The following is a 15,111-nucleotide window of genomic DNA, read 5'->3' on the forward strand; positions in this document are numbered from 1 at the left end:
AGCCATCGCCGAGGGGGAACGATGACCGCTGAGCCTGTCAAGCTCCATCTCGATACGCAGTATGCCACTGGACTCCTCGTTCCAATCGCAGAAGTCTTGCGCGAGCTCGAGGCGAGGCTGAGGCACTACCAACTCGAGCTCCGTCTTGCGGAGATCGATCTCCAATGCATCGTCAGCGCGCACCAGGCTGTGGCAGAAGCTTCGAGGGTTGTCGAGGACCTGGTGCAGCGCGGTGTTCAGGCACAGACCTGGCGTGAGGGAGGCTACTGAGATGCAGCCCCGGCGCGTTCTCATCACTGGAGCCGGGGGTCGCATTGGCCGAGCCTTGGTTGGCTCTCTTCGCGACCGCTATCAGCTGCGGTTGCACTTTCACCGCGTGGTGCCCGCCGAACTCACTACCTTCGAGCATGTCGTCGCCGACATCGCGCAGTACGACGAGGTTGAGTCGATGATGCGTGGGATCGACGCTGTGGTGCACTTGGCGGCTGATCCGCGGGTCACCGCTCCTTGGGAAAGTGTGCTGCCCAACAACATCATCGGAACCTATAACGTCTTCGAGGCAGCACGCCGCAGTGGGGTTCGAAAGATCGTCTTCGCGTCGACGAACCATGTGATGGGCATGTACGACCGTGACCGCATGTGGCCTGTGTACTCCTGGCTGCCGCCTCGTCCGGACTCGCTCTACGGCGTATCGAAAGCGTTCGGCGAGCTGCTCGGGCGCTACTACAGCGATCGCTTCGGAATGTCAGTGATTTGCCTGCGCATTGGCTGGTTCCTTCCGGAACCGAGCGATGAGATCGCGCGCTGGATGTGGCTCAGCCCGCGCGATTGTGCGCAGATCGTTGAGCGGGCGCTCGAGACAGACCTCCTCTACGGAGTGTTCTACGCCATTTCTGGCAATAGCAGCCGGCACTGGGATATTACGGATACGATGGAGAAGCTCGGCTATCGTCCCGAGGACGATGCCGAGCGCTACTTCATCGAGTGAATCGGCACGATGACGCGGTTTGCCTTGTCGTGCTCAATCGTCTTGCAAGTTTCTGGACCGCCCCGCCCGACCCCATTCAGAGCAGCGAGTGGCAAGCAGTTGTCCTGGCATGATGGTCCCCTCCTCGTCGTCCGGCTCTCTCGCTCTCGTCGGACTATGGTTCGGCCGGATTGCTGCCCTGAAGCCCCACAGCATGGGAGACCCGCAGCGCTGCACACCCGTGCGCCTGTCCATCACCGTGGGGCGTCTCCACGAAGTGCACCGGTTCACTCCGCCCGTCCTGCAAGCGCATCTTCTCGCTGGTCAAAACGCTTGCACCACCTCTACCCCCTCATGGTCGCTCCCCGCTGACACACAGTCAGCTCATGTACCGCGTAGGATGGAGAGTGAGCCTGGCTGCAGCGCCTCGAGACTGGTCGGGATCTACGCGATCTTCCTCCGGTGCAGCACCGGTGGAGCGTCCCGATGCAGTGCCAGCCGCACCCCTGCCTCTTCTGGCGCTGGCTGCACCGCCCGCGGGAAGCGCCCCGAGGCGCGCATTGAGCTGTGCAGTCGTGCCCCCGAACCGTGGCAAAGGCCTGCTCCTTCAACTCCTGGTCAACACTGGGGACGAGCGCTCCCTACCGCATTTGGGTAATTACCAAGGTGTGCGTCGAGTCGATCACCATTATCCCGCTCCCGTGCCAGGCGAGGACCTCCGTTGTCCCAGGGTGCGCAGGGGTGTGATGCCCATGCAATCCGTGAGCGAGGAGACATGAGGCGCAATGCGGACGAGACCGCGACTGCAACGGTAAACTGCGGTCTTGCGGGCAGGCTGAACGCGAGCGGGGAACGGCAGGGAGCCTCGTAGGGGGATGTTCCGGCAGTGGATATTGGTAGACGCACCGCACGCGTGGAGAAATGGAGCGACCCCTTCAGGATCGCTGGGCAAGGTCGTAAGACAATGCTGGATGCCCGGTTCGCGCGCGATGGTCCAGCGGCTGCTCGTCCATGATGGGGAGGTCGCAGCGAGTGCTACTCCGGTGGCTCCTCTGGGACGAGGGCTGCTGGGGCCGTGGGCTACACCGCTCGGCGACGCCGCGGGTTGGCGAACTCGTCAAGCCCGGCCGAAATGGCGAAGAGGCTGACGAAAATCGCGATGATGATCACGATGGGTGGCAAAAACCACCACCACATTCCATGCAGCAGGGCAGCGTAATAGCTGACCCAATAGATCGTCATCCCCAGCGTGTTCGCCTCCATCGGACCGAGTCCGATGACCTCCAGGCCGATGGAGGCGAGAATGGCGGAGGCCACGGCCCCGACGAAGGTGGCCATGAGATACGGAAGCAGGTTAGGAAGGACCTCGAAGAAGAGGATCTGCGAGTGGCTGGCCCCGGACAAGCGGGCAACTTGGACCCAGGCCCGCTCACGCAGCGTGAGGACCTGAGAACGGATCGTTCGTGCCGGCCAGAGCCACGCGAGCGAGGCAACGACGAGAGCCATCTGGGAAATCGAGAGATTTGCCCGAACTGAGACGGCAACCAGGATCAGGACGAGTAGCGGCGGGATCGTGAGCCCCACATCGACGATGCCGCGGACGATACTATCGATGATCCCACCGAAGTAGCCTGAGAGGAGGGCAAGGATCGTGCCCACGATGACACCGAGCAGGCCAGCGAGAACCCCTATGTAGAGGGTGAGGGGGGTTCCGACGATCATCACTGCCAAGATATCGCGGCCTTGACGGTCGGTTCCTAAAGGATGCTCCCAAGAGGGGCCCTGGTTCGGCATGGAGGAAAGAGGAGCGGCCATGGATGTATCCCAAACGAGACGGCCGATGCCGGCGAAGGCGAGGACGATGCCGAGCAAGATGAGACCGACCAAGAGGCTCGGATTACGACGGAGGTATGCCCACATAAGACCTCCTTTACCGCGCCTGATAGGTGATACGGGGGTCGATCAGAGGATAAAGAAGATCGAGGATAAAGGTGGCGAACGTAACTCCGAGAACAACTGTGAACACGATGCCCTGAATCATAAAGTAGTCGAATGTGCGGATCGAGTGGTAAAGAGTGGTTCCAATGCCAGGATAAGAGAAGACGACTTCAACCAACAGTGCACCGGAGAGGATTTGGCCGAGGGCCAGTCCCAGAGCAGTCGTCTGGGGAAGAAGCGCATTGCGAATCACATAGTGATAGAAGAGGGTTCGGTCACGCAGACCGATCGCCTCAGCGAAAGTCATGAAGTCCTCCCCTTCGACGGTGACAGTCATGGCTCGCATGCCGAGTGCCCAGAAACCGAGGGAAGCCAGGAGGATGGAAGCAGCCGGGAGGATGGAATGTCGGAGGACGTCGAGCGCGAAGCTGAGCGAGAAACTCGGGAAAGTGCCTGGTGTATAACCACCGAACAGAGGCAGCAGCTTGAGGCGGAAGGCGAAGAGATAGAGGAGAAGAAGGCCAAGGAGGAAGTACGGAACCGCAGAGAGAGTGAGGAGAGGGGGGAACAGATACTGGACGAAACGGGGACTCCTGGGCCAACCCAGGAGTGCACCAAGAATAGTGCCCACCACGAACGCAAGTATGGTCGTGGTGGCGAGCAAACCGATCGTCCAGGGAAGCGATTCGGCCAGGACATCACTGACACGACGTGGATAATGAGCGATCGAATACCCGAGGTCGAGTCGGAAAACGTCACCGAGGTAGGTTAGGTACTGCTGCCACAGCGGCTTGTCTAAACCAAATTTACGGTTGTATTCTTGGACCATTTCGTCTATGCCGGTATGGACATACCCCCCGGCACCCGCTTGCTCCATGAGTTTCTGGCGAATAGGATCGCGACCTCCCAGGCGGGGGAGGAAGAAGTTCAGCGTGGCCGCCACCCACACGACCAAGAACAGGAGTAGGAACCGGCGCATCACGTATTGGAGGCGCATGGTTGTCCAGCCTTGTGACCAGCTCCGTACCTCAGAAAACAATTGGACACCGCGCTGGGCAGCAAGCCGCGCAGCTGCTCGTCCTCAGCGCGATGCGAAATCGTCTCATTGTGTCGGCTCGAGTTCGTTGAGAATGAGCTGGAACGTCAGGTGCCAGAAAGCGCCATTGACATACGGATTGTCGCGCGTGGGCCAGTTTTGCCAGTAGGTCGTATTCATCGGAATGCGATGGAACCACTTCTGGATCGGAATGTCCGGCAACTCAGGCAACCAGATCTCCATGGCCCGCCGCCACTGGTCCATAATTTTGTCGCGTTGCTCCGGTGGTGTGACAGCCATTTCGTCGACGATCTTGTCGAACTGGGAATTCTTCCACCGTGAAAAGTTCACCTGATGGCCGCCCGGGACAGCCTCGGTCACCGACTGGTACAGGCGCAGGGTGAAGTACGGATCGAGCCCGATGCTGCCTCCGTGCCCGAAGAGCGAGGCATTGTAATCCCCTTTCCCGAAGCGGTCAAAGAAGTCCGGCGGCATGGCGTACGAAGAACGCACTCCTTGGCGACGCAGCATTTCGGCAATCACCGGGCCGATATCAGCCATGACGGCAAAGCTCTCTATCGGTACCTCAAGGACCTTGCCATCCTTCTCCCAAAAGCCCTCGGCGTTCTTGCGCCACCCCTTGCCCTCGAGGAGCTGATTTCCCTTCTGAGGATTGAACTCATTGGTCGGATACTGCTGCAGCAGATCACGGACAGCGTCGAAGAATGGAAGAAGACCAGTGTAGTGTGGCAGCGGAAGCTCGGTCGGCTCCCCCGCCCCACCCAGCGCAACCTCGATCAACGTCTTGCGATCGATGAAGTAGCTGAGTGCCCAGCGGACATCCTTATCGTTGTATGGCGCACGCTCGCAGTTGACATACAGCGAAGTCGGCCACCAATCTTCGTAGCCATAGGGAGGATCCTTGTAGGTGTGGGTGATCACTTTCGGATTCTGCTGGAGCACGGTCTTCATCGTGAGCGGCCGGAGGTCGAGGGAGCAGTCGACCTCGTTGGCGATGATCTGCTGCGCGACCTGCTCCTCGAGCGTGAATGGAAGGTAGACGACCCGCTGGACGCGTGGCTTCGCCTTGACGAGCCCAGCGCGCACTGCCCACCACTCGTCGTCACGCAGGTCGATGACCTTCTGCTCCGGCGAAGAGAAAACGACCCGCCACGGACTGGTGGTGACTGGCCAGCCGCGCTCGGGGTCGAACGCGGTAAAGGTGGTCCAATCTTGATTCTCATAGATATGCTTCGGGACGATGTAGACGCCGATGTCGAACTTGTAGGTCATAAAGTAGAAGAAGCGCGGAGCGGGTACCTTGAACTTCACCCGCACGAGCGTGTCGCTCTCGGCCACCGCCTCCTGAACGAACTGCTGAACGTCGACGCCCCATCGTACCTTGGTTCCAAGATCACGAAGACTATTGAGCGTGAAGGCGACATCGTGAGCGGTGAAGGGTTTGCCATCGCTCCATGTGATGCCAGAGCGCGTCTTGATGGTGAGTTCCTTAAAATCGCCGCTATACTGCCAGTCCTCGGCCAACCAGGGGTACCACTTGTCGGCGAACGCCGAGTAATACGCGAGCGGCTCGTAGAGGATGCCAAGCCCATTCTGGTGATTGGCGCCAATAGCGTAGCCGTTCCAGAGTTCCCAGTCGACGTGCCGTCCCTCTTGTCCGCCCCAGCGGAGGATCAGGGTGCGGTTGCGTGGTTTGGCAGGTATCTGGCCGGGGATCGGAGTAGGACCAGGGACGGTTGGCGTCACCGCGGCAACCGGGGTCTGACCCGGTGCCGGGGTGGGGGCACGGGGAGCGCGACACGCGGCAAGCAGAGCCGAGACTCCAGCGACACCAACGAGGCGACCGAGAAAGGCGCGGCGAGACGTCCGCTGCGTCAATGGGTTATCCATCGCGGTCCTCCTCCTCGAAGCATCCGACCGCTCGTCGCCAGACACTAGAGGGCGGAGAAAACGAGCTTGTCATTGCCTACAGCACATTGGTACCCTCATAGCAAGTCTAGCTGACAAGGTGACAAGCGTCAAGGTGAAGCGAGCAGCAAGGAACGGTGACGCGATGCGTCCGATTTTGGAAGTCAAAGACCTCACCGTATACTACCATACCCCTGCTGGTCCAGTACGTGCAGTTGAAGGAGTAACATTTTCTGTTCATCCTCAAGAATGGTTCGGGATCGTTGGGGAGTCAGGTAGTGGAAAGTCAACAGTAGCACTTGCGCTATTGCGGTTAATAAAGCCTCCTGGACGAATCGAACGTGGTCAGATCGTCTTGGATGGCAGAGATCTTCTGGCCTTCGACGAAGAGGACATGCGGAACTATCGTCTTGCGCAGATCGCTCTGGTGGCCCAAGGGGCGATGAACTCCCTCAATCCGGTGAAACGGGTGCGCGATCACTTTCTCCTCGCGTTACGGGACCATGGGGTGCAGCTTGGTGAGCAGGAGTACGACCGCATCATCGCGACGCTGCTTAAGCGGGTTGGCCTTCGCCCCGAGGTGGCGCATCTCTACCCCCACGAGCTGAGCGGTGGCATGAAGCAGCGGGTCTGCATTGCTCTGGCTATCAGTTTGGAGCCGAAGGTGCTCGTTGCTGACGAGCCGACCAGCGCGCTCGATGTGGTGGTGCAATGGCAAGTGATGGAGACGCTGCGTGCCGTCCAGCGCGAGATCGGCGCAGCGGTGATTCTGATCGGCCATGATATGGGGTTGATCGCGCAGACGGTAGATCGCATTGCGGTCATGTATGCTGGACGACTCGTCGAGGTTGGCCCGACGCGCGAGATTTTGACAGAACCTTTGCACCCCTATACGCGGGCTCTCATTGCTAGCTTGCCATCGCTCGACGGGCGTGGAGAGTTGCGCGGGATTGCCGGTCTTCCACCGTCATTGCTCAACCCGCCAGCGGGGTGCGCTTTCCATCCACGCTGCCCGGTCGCGATCGACCGGTGCCGGATGGAACGCCCGCTCCTCCGTGAGGTGCGCCCAAGGCGGTGGGTCGCGTGCCACCTGGTCGAAAACGGAGGGACGACATGAGCTTGCTCGAAGCTCGCCGTGTGCGGAAGGTCTTTGGCGGTGGACTCTGGCATCGTAGTCAGGTGGTCGCGCTCGAGGACTTCTCGATCGCCTTCGATGAGGCTTCCCCGAGTTTTATCGCGGTTGTGGGGGAGAGTGGCTCAGGGAAGACGACACTTGCTCGTCTGCTCCTCGGTCTGCTGCAGCCGACGAGCGGTGATGTCTGCTACCGAGGTACCTCTTTGCGCTTGCTGCATCGCCAAGGCCGTCGTCGCTTCCTCCAAGAGGTGCAGGCTGTCTTCCAGGACCCCTATGAGGTCTATAATCCCTTTTATAAGGTCGACCATGTCCTCGAGCTGCCGATTCGAAACTTTCGCCTGGCGGGAGACCGTCGGATGGCGCGGGCGTTGATGGAGCAGGCGCTCGTCGAGGTCGGGTTGCGAGTGGAGGAGACATTAGGGCGTTATCCGCATCAGCTGTCGGGCGGCCAGCGGCAGCGACTCATGATTGCGCGAGCCTTGCTCTTGCGCCCGAAGGTGCTGATCGCGGATGAGCCGGTTTCCATGGTCGACGCCTCGCTCCGTGCGACCATCCTCGGGAGTCTCTTGAGTCTGCACCGAGAGCATGGCGTCTCGGTCCTCTATATCACTCATGACCTGACGACAGCATATCAGGTGAGTCATGATATCGTCGTGCTCTACCGCGGGGTAGTGGTCGAAGCCGGGCGAGTCGAATCGGTCGTTCGTGAACCAGCCCATCCGTACACGCGCCTACTGGTCGGCTCCATTCCGCTTCCCCGTCCAGATCGGCCATGGCTGGGTGAGCGGGCACTCGGCCAGCCAGCGGGCCTCAGGCCAGTCGGCCCGCGTTTCTGTAAGTTCGTTGATCGGTGCCCCTTTGCTCTGCCGATCTGCCAAGAGGAGTCCCCGCCGCTCTTCCAGCTCAGCCCGGATCGCGCCGTGGCGTGCTTCCTCTATAGGGAGCAGCCGGTCGTTACGAACGATGACCTCACCGTAGTCTTGCGCAACCGCGCAGGAACAGGCGCAGAAGCGCCGAACTGAGTGCGACGATCGCTCACACGGGTTCACCGAAGAAGGTCGTTCCCGGCTTGGCGTGGGCGCGCGCAACCTCCTCATTGAGCGTGAGGCCGTGGCCTGGTGCGTCGCTGAGGGTGATGAACCCGTTGCGAATGACCGGTCGCTCGAGGACGATTTCATCCCACCATGGCACATCGAGCGCGTGAAATTCCAACACGAGGAAGTTGGAGATCGCTGCACAGAGGTGCGCTGCGGCCACCGTGCCGATCGGGCTGCAGACGTTGTGCGGAGCCACGAGCATCCCATAGAGGTCCGCCCATGCTGCGACTGTGCGCGCCTCGAGGAGGCCACCCATCTTCGGGATGTCGGGAGCCACAATGCTACAGGCCTGTCGCTCGATGAGCTCGCGGAATCCCTGCAGCCGGTAGTGGTTCTCGCCGGTACAGATCGGGATGCGCGTGCTGCGGGCCACGGTCACCAACGCATCGACATTGTCTGGCGGGATCGGATCTTCCAGCCAGAGCGGATCGTACGGCTCCAAGGCATGCGCAAGCTGGATCACGTCCGGGACAGCGTACTTCCAATGGCAGTCGAGGGCAAGCATGATATCAGGCCCGATCGTCTCGCGCACTGCGGCGACCACCTGCTGGAGGTAGCGGCGCTCGGCGCTGCCGACTGTTCGATTGTATGGCTCGTACCAGGAACGGCGAGGATCGGCATCGTCGGAGATGTCGCGGGTATAGGGGTTCGGTGCATCGAGGTCGAACTTGATGGCAGTAAAACCCTGCTCTACTGCCTGCTTCGCGCGACGAGCCCAACTCTCCGGAGTGGGTTCTTCCCCAGCATGGAGATCAGCATAGACGCGAATTTGTGAACGGAACCGACCTCCAAAAAGGGTCGAAAGCGGAGTGTTCAATGCTCGTGCTACCAGATCCCAAAGGGCTATTTCGATGCCACTGATCGCCGTAACGGTCGCTCCGGCTTGTGCGCCGGCTCCAGAGAGTCCGCGCTGCATTTTAAAAAGTAGTTTCGATACATCGAACGGATTTTCTCCGACGATCAGGCGCTTGGCTGCATCGATGAGTTCCACAACCCCAGTTCCCCAATATGCCTCACCGAGCCCGCTCAATCCCTCGTCGGTCTCGACACGAACCAGAATCCAGTCGAAATTACCGGCAATAACAGCAGTTTTTATGTCTACGATACGCATCTCTGGACTCCTTTCATATGGTTGATGGCCTCAATATGAGATAGTAACATTGTCAAATGAGCAGGCACAATCGGCGAGGGGAGCAGCCATGGGGTTCAATGCTGCAGGCGGAAATCTCTGGACCTCACCGCCGTGGGAGCCTCTCGGCGAGCCAGTAGTGCGTATCCGCGAAGTGCGAGCGATCTGCACTGCTCCCGAAGGGATACGGCTTGTCGTCGTCAAAGTGGAGACCACGGAGCCAGGCCTCTACGGCCTCGGTTGCGCAACGTTCACCCAGCGACCACTCGCGGTAGTGGCCGCTGTGGAACGGTATCTCAAGCCGTTTCTCATTGGAAGGAGTGTCGACGATATTGAGGATATCTGGCAAGCAGCATACCTCAGCTCGTACTGGCGCAATAGCCCGGTGCTCCACAACGCGCTTTCCGGCGTGGACATGGCATTGTGGGACATCAAGGGAAAACGAGCAGGAATGCCGCTCTATCAGCTCCTCGGCGGTCGGTGTCGCGTTGCCCTTCCCCTTTACGCGCACGCTGCTGGACGCGACTTCCAAGAGGTAGAGGAGCAGGTCCGCGAGTTCGCAACACGTGGATATCGCTTTATAAGATGTCAAGTGGCAGTTCCTGGGCGGTCGACGTACGGCGTGAAAGGGGATCTCAGTGAGCGTCGTGATTGGGACCCCCGAGCGTACTGTCGCATCATTCCGCGACTTTTCGATTATCTCCGCTCTCGTGTGGGCGAAGAAGTTGAGCTTCTCCATGATGTCCATGAGCGCGTGCCACCGATTGACGCGATCCAACTTGCCAAAGCTTTAGAGCCGTATCGGCTGTTCTTCCTCGAGGATCCTGTTTCTCCGGAGGATGCTGAGTATTTACGGCTCCTTCGCAGTCAGTGTGCCACCCCGATCGCGCTTGGTGAACTCTTCGTCAACCCAGCAGAGTACGTGCCGCTGGTGCGCGAGCGCCTTCTCGATTTCATTCGCGTCCATCTCTCCGCAATCGGTGGCTTGACGCCTGCGCGAAAACTTGCCGCCCTTTGTGAATTTTTTGGTGTGCGCACTGCATTCCACGGACCGGGTGATGTATCGCCAGTTGGGCATGCAGCGAACTTGCATCTCGGATTGGCCATTCCCAACTTTGGGATCCAGGAGCAACATGAGTTCACGGAGACAGCCCGCGAGGTTTTTCCTGGGACGCCGGAAATCCGCGATGGTATGCTATGGCCGAATGATCGACCGGGGCTCGGTGTCGATCTGAATGAGCAGTTAGCTGCGAAATACTCGTTCCCAGATCATGTCTTGGAGGGCAGTTGGCCACCATTACGGGGAGTCGACGGTACCGTATTACGCCCTTAAACACGCATTCGATGCGCACCTGAGTGTTGAGGTGCTCAGTGAAAGGATGCCAAGATACTACTCTCGAGAAGATTCTGATGAGAAAGGGTACAGTCAATGACTGAAGTATCCAGCTGATGTGTCTGATTATGGGAGATAAAATGGCCACACCACTTTCTTCACTCATGGCGCAGGAAAGGTCCGAGTGGATGCAGCAATGCATTGTGGATAACCTCTGGGGCTTGCGTGAACGATGGACCTCTCCCTCCACTCATTCGGCAGGAAAATCGTTCGGAGTATCAGCGGGCAGGCTTTAGCGTCTTTTTGTTGCCCAAGCTCTCCCCATATGAGGCGTCTCGTCAATGACTGATCCGAATATGGACGTCCGAGCGTTCCCAAAGTTCCGGACGCAGGTCAGTACCTAGTCCCGCTTCTTCAGGGGCAGAAATGAGGCCGTTAGCAAATGGTGGTAGGTTGGTGACAATCTCTTGATACCAACCGAAGTAGAAGGCTCGCACGAATTCCTGAATGAAAGAATTCGGTATCGACAAGGAGAAGTGTACGGAAGCAGTGAAAACAATAGGCCCAGTGCAGTCATGAGGGGCAACAGGTAGCTGATAAGCTTCAGCCATGGCAGCAATAGCTCGAGCTTCCGTCAGCCCGCCGCACCATCCGAGGTCGAACAGTATGAAACCAGGGATGCGCTGCTCAAGGAGTTGTCGAAACGCTGAGCGGGGTCCGAGTGTCTCGCTCAACGCAAGCGGAATGGGTGTTACGCGCGCCAGCGTGGCAAGGGCATCAAGATCATCACTCCGAATGGGATCCTCGATCCAGAGAGGTTTCAGCGGTTCGAGTGCCCGAGCAATGCGCACGGCCATGGGAAGATTCCAGAGCCCGTGGAGTTCGACAAGAAGCTCCATCTCTTGACCAACAGTGGCGCGTATCCGTTGGAACGGTTCCAGGCAGCGCTCAAGATCAGAAAGGCTCAAAAACTGCCCGTTCGTCCTTTCGGCTTCAGGATCAAAAGGCCATATTTTCATGGCCCGAATCCCCATCGCAAGAAGATCGCGTGCCAGGGCATCCGGGCGTGTCAGGAAAGCTTCGAGATCTTCATAGGGGCCCTCAGAAGGGTTCTCAGGGAGTCCCCAGTTCTCGACTGCCTGGCGAGGCTGCGCTCGAATGTAACGATAGCCGGCACAGGTGTTGTAAACAGGAATCTCCGTTCGGACGCGACCGCCGAGTGCCTGGTATAGCGGTTGTCCAGTAGCGCGACCAATCAGATCCCAGAGTGCTAAGTCGATAGCGGAGTTACCGCGCTGCTCGACACCAGTTCCGCAGAATCCAACATATTGCCTGAGCGCACGTGCGTGTCGTTGAATGTCGCGTGGATCCTGACCAAGCAGATAGGGCGCGACCGACTCATGGAGATAGGATTCAACGGCTTGTGCACCGAAAAACGTTTCTCCAATCCCAACGTATCCTTTATCCGTATGAAGACGGACCCAGAGAAGATTTGGAAATTCATTAAGGCGAAGCGTTTCCAGCGCTACGATACGCATATCGAGCTTCCTTTCGCTTTCCCAAGCATGATTGGTGTCCAGCATATTATAACATGGATCATTGCCTCTATGAGGCTATCCGATGAGCGATCGTCACCATCAGCGCTTGTCTATCAAAAGTGTTGCTAAATGAAGCAAGTCTCTCTCGCTCCACGCGTCGCGCCCACCGGCGAGAATAGCCAACTGGTAGCGCCGGATGCCATCGTCCCAGACCGCGGCTTGGGGCCAACCCCAGACCGGATGGGGTGTCCAGCAGAGTTCGATCGAATCCAATTCTTGTGTGCAGTGGGTAGCTGGTCCCAGGTAGGGGGTTCCGAGCCCACCGAGACTGATTTGCATGCGAGCCACGAGCGTTGGCCCAGCCAGGCTGACGCGCACGCTCTCCGGACCATCGCGGACAGCGGAAAGGACCTGCAGCTGAACCGGCAACGTCACGCCAGCCAGCGTGGGAGCGAGGAACTCGATGGTTTCGGGAACGACCTCGAAGACGAGCTGTGTTTGCCACGTGGGACCGTCCGCCTGGAGCACGTAGCAACCCGGGGCATCCACCGGAAGGTCGAGGACGATTCGGCGCGGAGTCGCGGCATCCGGTTCGATGAACCAGACAGAGCGTTCCCCCACCGAGGGAATCAGTGAGAGATCTGTCGCACGGAACAAGCGCAACAGTACTGGTCCACGTTCGCTGGCAGCGACGATGACCGGCACGCGGAGTTCTGCCTGCTCACTGGCGACGAGATCGCCGAGATTGACGACCGCGTCCGGCCCGATTTCCAAGTAAACTGGCCCTTCGCCAACTGCTGTTCCAAAAGCCCACGGACTGCGCGGGCAGTTCGGGCTTCCCTCGATCCCGCGCAGGGGACGCTGGCTGAGCGCGCTCGCGAGAAGATCTTCGGCACGCTCCGGTACATCCTGGCCACCGATCGCGCCGACGATGACCGAGATGACGGTACCGCGCTGACAATCGAGCTCGATCATCGTGACCATCGGTTTCGCCAGCAGGTCGTCGGCCTCGCGCAAGAGTGCTGCGGTCACGCGCACGCGATCGGTCTCTTCCGGCTGAAAACGGAGAAACTCGAGGATGCTCCAGCGCTCACGCTGGAGCGCTCGCTGCTCGACCCAATCCAGAAACGCTTCGGGGCGCTCGGCGAAGAGCCCGGTGGCGAGTCGATCCGGCTCGCGCGGGATGACCGCAAACCATCGTCTCATCGTGGTGGCCTCGCTGGTGAGAATCAGCTGGCGGAGCAGGGGAAGGTCGGTTCGGCTCACCGCCCAGAGGAATGTTTGGAGCGATTCCATCGTGCTCGCTATGGAACATGAAGGAGGCAGATCGACTGGCACCGAGGGAGTCGGAAGGACCGGGATGGTCGGGCTCGGTTCGGCGCTCACGGTCGGGATCGGGGAAGAGGGGGCGATGGACGGCGCCGGTGTCGTAGGAGCCTGTCGGCAGGAGGTCGTCACGATGAGCATGACTAGGAGACAGCCAAGGAAACGCGCCACGCGGTACTGCTCCCCCGTCCTGCTGCATTCCGTCGGTGGGTATACCACGACGCGAGCATCTGGTCAGGGATGTATCCACACGACCGTTCCCAGCGGAGTCCAATCGTAGAGCCAGGCTGCGGCGTCCAGGGGCAGATTGACGCAGCCATGGCTCATCGGGTGGCCGAAGTTGTTGTGCCAGTACGCGCCATGCAGCGCATAGCCGCGGTAGAAATACATCGTGTGCGGGACATTGGGCAGATCATAGTAGTCGATCCCGGGCGTGCCGCCACGCATCCACTCGTACCGCACCTTGACGTACACCCGGAACGTGCCCACGGGTGTCGGGTACTGAGGCAAGCCGGTGGAGACCAGTGTCGAAAAGACCAAGCGATCTCCTTCCCAGGCACGCAAGGCCTGCTGGCCCAGGTCGACTTCGATCCACTTGGTTTCCTGCACCGGGGCGCCGGCTGGTGGTGTGCGGACGAGAGCAGGCGCTCCCGGAAAGCGTTCGGGGTCGAAGACCGGCACACCAGGCGGTTGGGGAAGCGGATCGCGAGCAGTGCCGATCCGGTCGGCTGCCCAAGCCCCGAGCGGGGTGACCTGGATTTCGTCGTGAGTGCCGCGTGCTTCCGGATGCCATTCCAGTCGCGCCCGCTCGAAATACTGGACAGTCAAACCGTCTTCGCTCAGTTCCTCGCTGATCGGGTAGCCGAAGATACGGAGTCCGCCGTGCCGTTCCCAAAAAGCTCGGAAACCGGAACAGAGATTGTGCTGTGTCTCGGGGAAGTACCGGCAGACGGTCAGCTCGATCGGCGGCGTCGGGCGGAAGGCCCGGTCGGAGCGTCCCCGTGTCGTCTCGGCTCCCAAACGGCGGAGCTGCACGCGCCATTCGGCTGGTGCCTCTGGGTGCCATTCGAACACCGCTCGCTCGAAATACTGAACCGTGAGCCCACCCTCATCGAGTTCCTCGCTCAGCGGGTAGCCGAAGAGCAAGGTATCGCCGTGAGCGAGCCAGAAATCCAGAAAACCGAAGGCCAAAGAGTGACCGGTCTGTGGGAAGTAGATACGGTCTGGTCCACCGCGGACCGCACGAGCCGGCTCAGGCCATCCCAGCAGGAGCAGGACAGCCAGCACCAGACTGACCTGCCAGAAGCGAGTCCGGAGCCGGGTTGGGAGGGGAGAGGTCGATGACTGCATGGCGAGCATTCCCCTTGGAACACCGGTGCTGCGTTCAGGATACGCCGAGTCAGTCGCGGTGCCAAACCACGTGGACTGCTCACGATGCTGGCACGCCAGGTCGGTGCGCACCTCGACAGGCGATCGTCAGACGCATCCCGCCCTGGACGCGTGGCGGGCCTGTGGCCTGGAGACGACGCTCCGGCTCGTCAGGGAAGTCCGTTCCCCAAGCAAGGCCAGGACTGCAGGGTCCAGTCCGTATCGCTGCGTGCCGCGGCTTTCACAGTCGGCTCAGCTTGGTGGAAGCGCTACTGTGGCTCGGTACGGATCGAGCGCACGCTCGGCAAGACTGAT

The 15,111-nt window shown here is 59.9% G+C and carries 12 protein-coding genes; 5 read left to right on the top strand and 7 right to left on the bottom strand.

What is annotated here, in order from left to right:
* The first annotated feature begins 21 nt into the window (after positions 1 to 21).
* Positions 22 to 270, top strand: coding sequence for a hypothetical protein (locus tag TRD_RS09100; protein ID WP_015922889.1), 249 nt, complete (start codon positions 22 to 24; stop codon positions 268 to 270).
* 1 nt (position 271) lies between these two features.
* Positions 272 to 988: an NAD-dependent epimerase/dehydratase family protein gene (locus tag TRD_RS09105; protein ID WP_015922890.1), complete on the top strand. Its 717-nt coding sequence runs from the start codon at positions 272 to 274 to the stop codon at positions 986 to 988.
* 1,059 nt (positions 989 to 2,047) lie between these two features.
* On the opposite strand, the gene TRD_RS09110 is transcribed toward TRD_RS09105, so the two are convergent.
* The 3 genes from TRD_RS09110 to TRD_RS09120 all read right to left on the bottom strand — a co-directional run bounded on the left by TRD_RS09110 (position 2,048) and on the right by TRD_RS09120 (position 5,852).
* A complete protein-coding gene (locus tag TRD_RS09110) occupies positions 2,048 to 2,887 on the bottom strand; it encodes an ABC transporter permease (protein ID WP_015922892.1) in 840 nt (279 codons plus the stop codon).
* 10 nt (positions 2,888 to 2,897) lie between these two features.
* Positions 2,898 to 3,902 carry an ABC transporter permease gene (locus tag TRD_RS09115; RefSeq protein WP_015922893.1) on the bottom strand — a complete coding sequence of 335 codons (1,005 nt, stop codon included), beginning with the start codon at positions 3,900 to 3,902 and terminating at the stop codon, positions 2,898 to 2,900.
* A gap of 105 nt (positions 3,903 to 4,007) precedes the next feature.
* On the bottom strand, positions 4,008 to 5,852 hold the full coding sequence (locus TRD_RS09120) for an ABC transporter substrate-binding protein (protein WP_015922894.1): 1,845 nt from the start codon (positions 5,850 to 5,852) through the stop codon (positions 4,008 to 4,010).
* 163 nt (positions 5,853 to 6,015) lie between these two features.
* Between TRD_RS09120 and TRD_RS09125 the strand changes: the two genes are divergently transcribed.
* Together TRD_RS09125 and TRD_RS09130 are read left to right on the top strand one after the other, a co-directional pair.
* On the top strand, positions 6,016 to 6,987 hold the full coding sequence (locus TRD_RS09125) for an ABC transporter ATP-binding protein (protein WP_041436094.1): 972 nt from the start codon (positions 6,016 to 6,018) through the stop codon (positions 6,985 to 6,987).
* On the top strand, positions 6,984 to 8,027 hold the full coding sequence (locus tag TRD_RS09130) for an ABC transporter ATP-binding protein (protein ID WP_015922896.1): 1,044 nt from the start codon (positions 6,984 to 6,986) through the stop codon (positions 8,025 to 8,027). Before TRD_RS09125 ends, TRD_RS09130 begins: the two co-directional genes overlap by 4 nt.
* Before the next feature lie 13 nt (positions 8,028 to 8,040).
* Here TRD_RS09130 and TRD_RS09135 read toward each other — a convergent pair whose 3' ends face one another.
* Positions 8,041 to 9,213 (bottom strand): mandelate racemase/muconate lactonizing enzyme family protein, encoded by a 1,173-nt coding sequence (locus tag TRD_RS09135; RefSeq protein WP_015922897.1) that lies wholly within the window; start codon positions 9,211 to 9,213, stop codon positions 8,041 to 8,043.
* An 88-nt stretch (positions 9,214 to 9,301) separates the two neighbouring features.
* On the opposite strand from TRD_RS09135, the gene TRD_RS09140 reads away from it, so the two are divergent.
* The gene (locus TRD_RS09140) at positions 9,302 to 10,564 is read left to right on the top strand and encodes an enolase C-terminal domain-like protein (protein WP_015922898.1); all 1,263 of its coding nucleotides are present in this window, start codon (positions 9,302 to 9,304) and stop codon (positions 10,562 to 10,564) included.
* A gap of 338 nt (positions 10,565 to 10,902) precedes the next feature.
* On the opposite strand, the gene TRD_RS09145 is transcribed toward TRD_RS09140, so the two are convergent.
* The 3 genes from TRD_RS09145 to TRD_RS09155 form a co-directional block, all read right to left on the bottom strand.
* Complete coding sequence (locus TRD_RS09145; RefSeq protein ID WP_015922899.1) at positions 10,903 to 12,102, bottom strand: mandelate racemase/muconate lactonizing enzyme family protein; 1,200 nt, start codon at positions 12,100 to 12,102, stop codon at positions 10,903 to 10,905.
* A gap of 99 nt (positions 12,103 to 12,201) precedes the next feature.
* The gene (locus TRD_RS09150) at positions 12,202 to 13,398 is read right to left on the bottom strand and encodes a hypothetical protein (RefSeq protein ID WP_041436095.1); all 1,197 of its coding nucleotides are present in this window, start codon (positions 13,396 to 13,398) and stop codon (positions 12,202 to 12,204) included.
* A 264-nt stretch (positions 13,399 to 13,662) separates the two neighbouring features.
* Positions 13,663 to 14,778 carry a L,D-transpeptidase gene (locus TRD_RS09155; protein ID WP_015922901.1) on the bottom strand — a complete coding sequence of 372 codons (1,116 nt, stop codon included), beginning with the start codon at positions 14,776 to 14,778 and terminating at the stop codon, positions 13,663 to 13,665.
* Positions 14,779 to 15,111: the final 333 nt, after the last annotated feature.

Origin of the sequence: Thermomicrobium roseum DSM 5159 (genome assembly GCF_000021685.1) — a bacterium.
Taxonomy (GTDB): Bacteria; Chloroflexota; Chloroflexia; order Thermomicrobiales; family Thermomicrobiaceae; genus Thermomicrobium; species Thermomicrobium roseum.

Excerpts from the sequence above, each read along its gene's own strand:
- TRD_RS09110 (WP_015922892.1), bottom strand. The coding sequence starts at position 2,887 with ATGTGGGCATACCTCCGTCGTAATCCGAGCCTCTTGGTCGGTCTCATC.
- TRD_RS09120 (WP_015922894.1), bottom strand. The coding sequence starts at position 5,852 with ATGGATAACCCATTGACGCAGCGGACGTCTCGCCGCGCCTTTCTCGGT.
- TRD_RS09140 (WP_015922898.1), top strand. The coding sequence starts at position 9,302 with ATGGGGTTCAATGCTGCAGGCGGAAATCTCTGGACCTCACCGCCGTGG.
- TRD_RS09155 (WP_015922901.1), bottom strand. The coding sequence starts at position 14,778 with ATGCAGTCATCGACCTCTCCCCTCCCAACCCGGCTCCGGACTCGCTTC.
- TRD_RS09115 (WP_015922893.1), bottom strand. The coding sequence starts at position 3,902 with ATGCGCCTCCAATACGTGATGCGCCGGTTCCTACTCCTGTTCTTGGTC.
- TRD_RS09100 (WP_015922889.1), top strand. The coding sequence starts at position 22 with ATGACCGCTGAGCCTGTCAAGCTCCATCTCGATACGCAGTATGCCACT.
- TRD_RS09150 (WP_041436095.1), bottom strand. The coding sequence starts at position 13,398 with ATGGAATCGCTCCAAACATTCCTCTGGGCGGTGAGCCGAACCGACCTT.
- TRD_RS09130 (WP_015922896.1), top strand. The coding sequence starts at position 6,984 with ATGAGCTTGCTCGAAGCTCGCCGTGTGCGGAAGGTCTTTGGCGGTGGA.
- TRD_RS09125 (WP_041436094.1), top strand. The coding sequence starts at position 6,016 with ATGCGTCCGATTTTGGAAGTCAAAGACCTCACCGTATACTACCATACC.
- TRD_RS09145 (WP_015922899.1), bottom strand. The coding sequence starts at position 12,102 with ATGCGTATCGTAGCGCTGGAAACGCTTCGCCTTAATGAATTTCCAAAT.
- TRD_RS09105 (WP_015922890.1), top strand. The coding sequence starts at position 272 with ATGCAGCCCCGGCGCGTTCTCATCACTGGAGCCGGGGGTCGCATTGGC.
- TRD_RS09135 (WP_015922897.1), bottom strand. The coding sequence starts at position 9,213 with ATGCGTATCGTAGACATAAAAACTGCTGTTATTGCCGGTAATTTCGAC.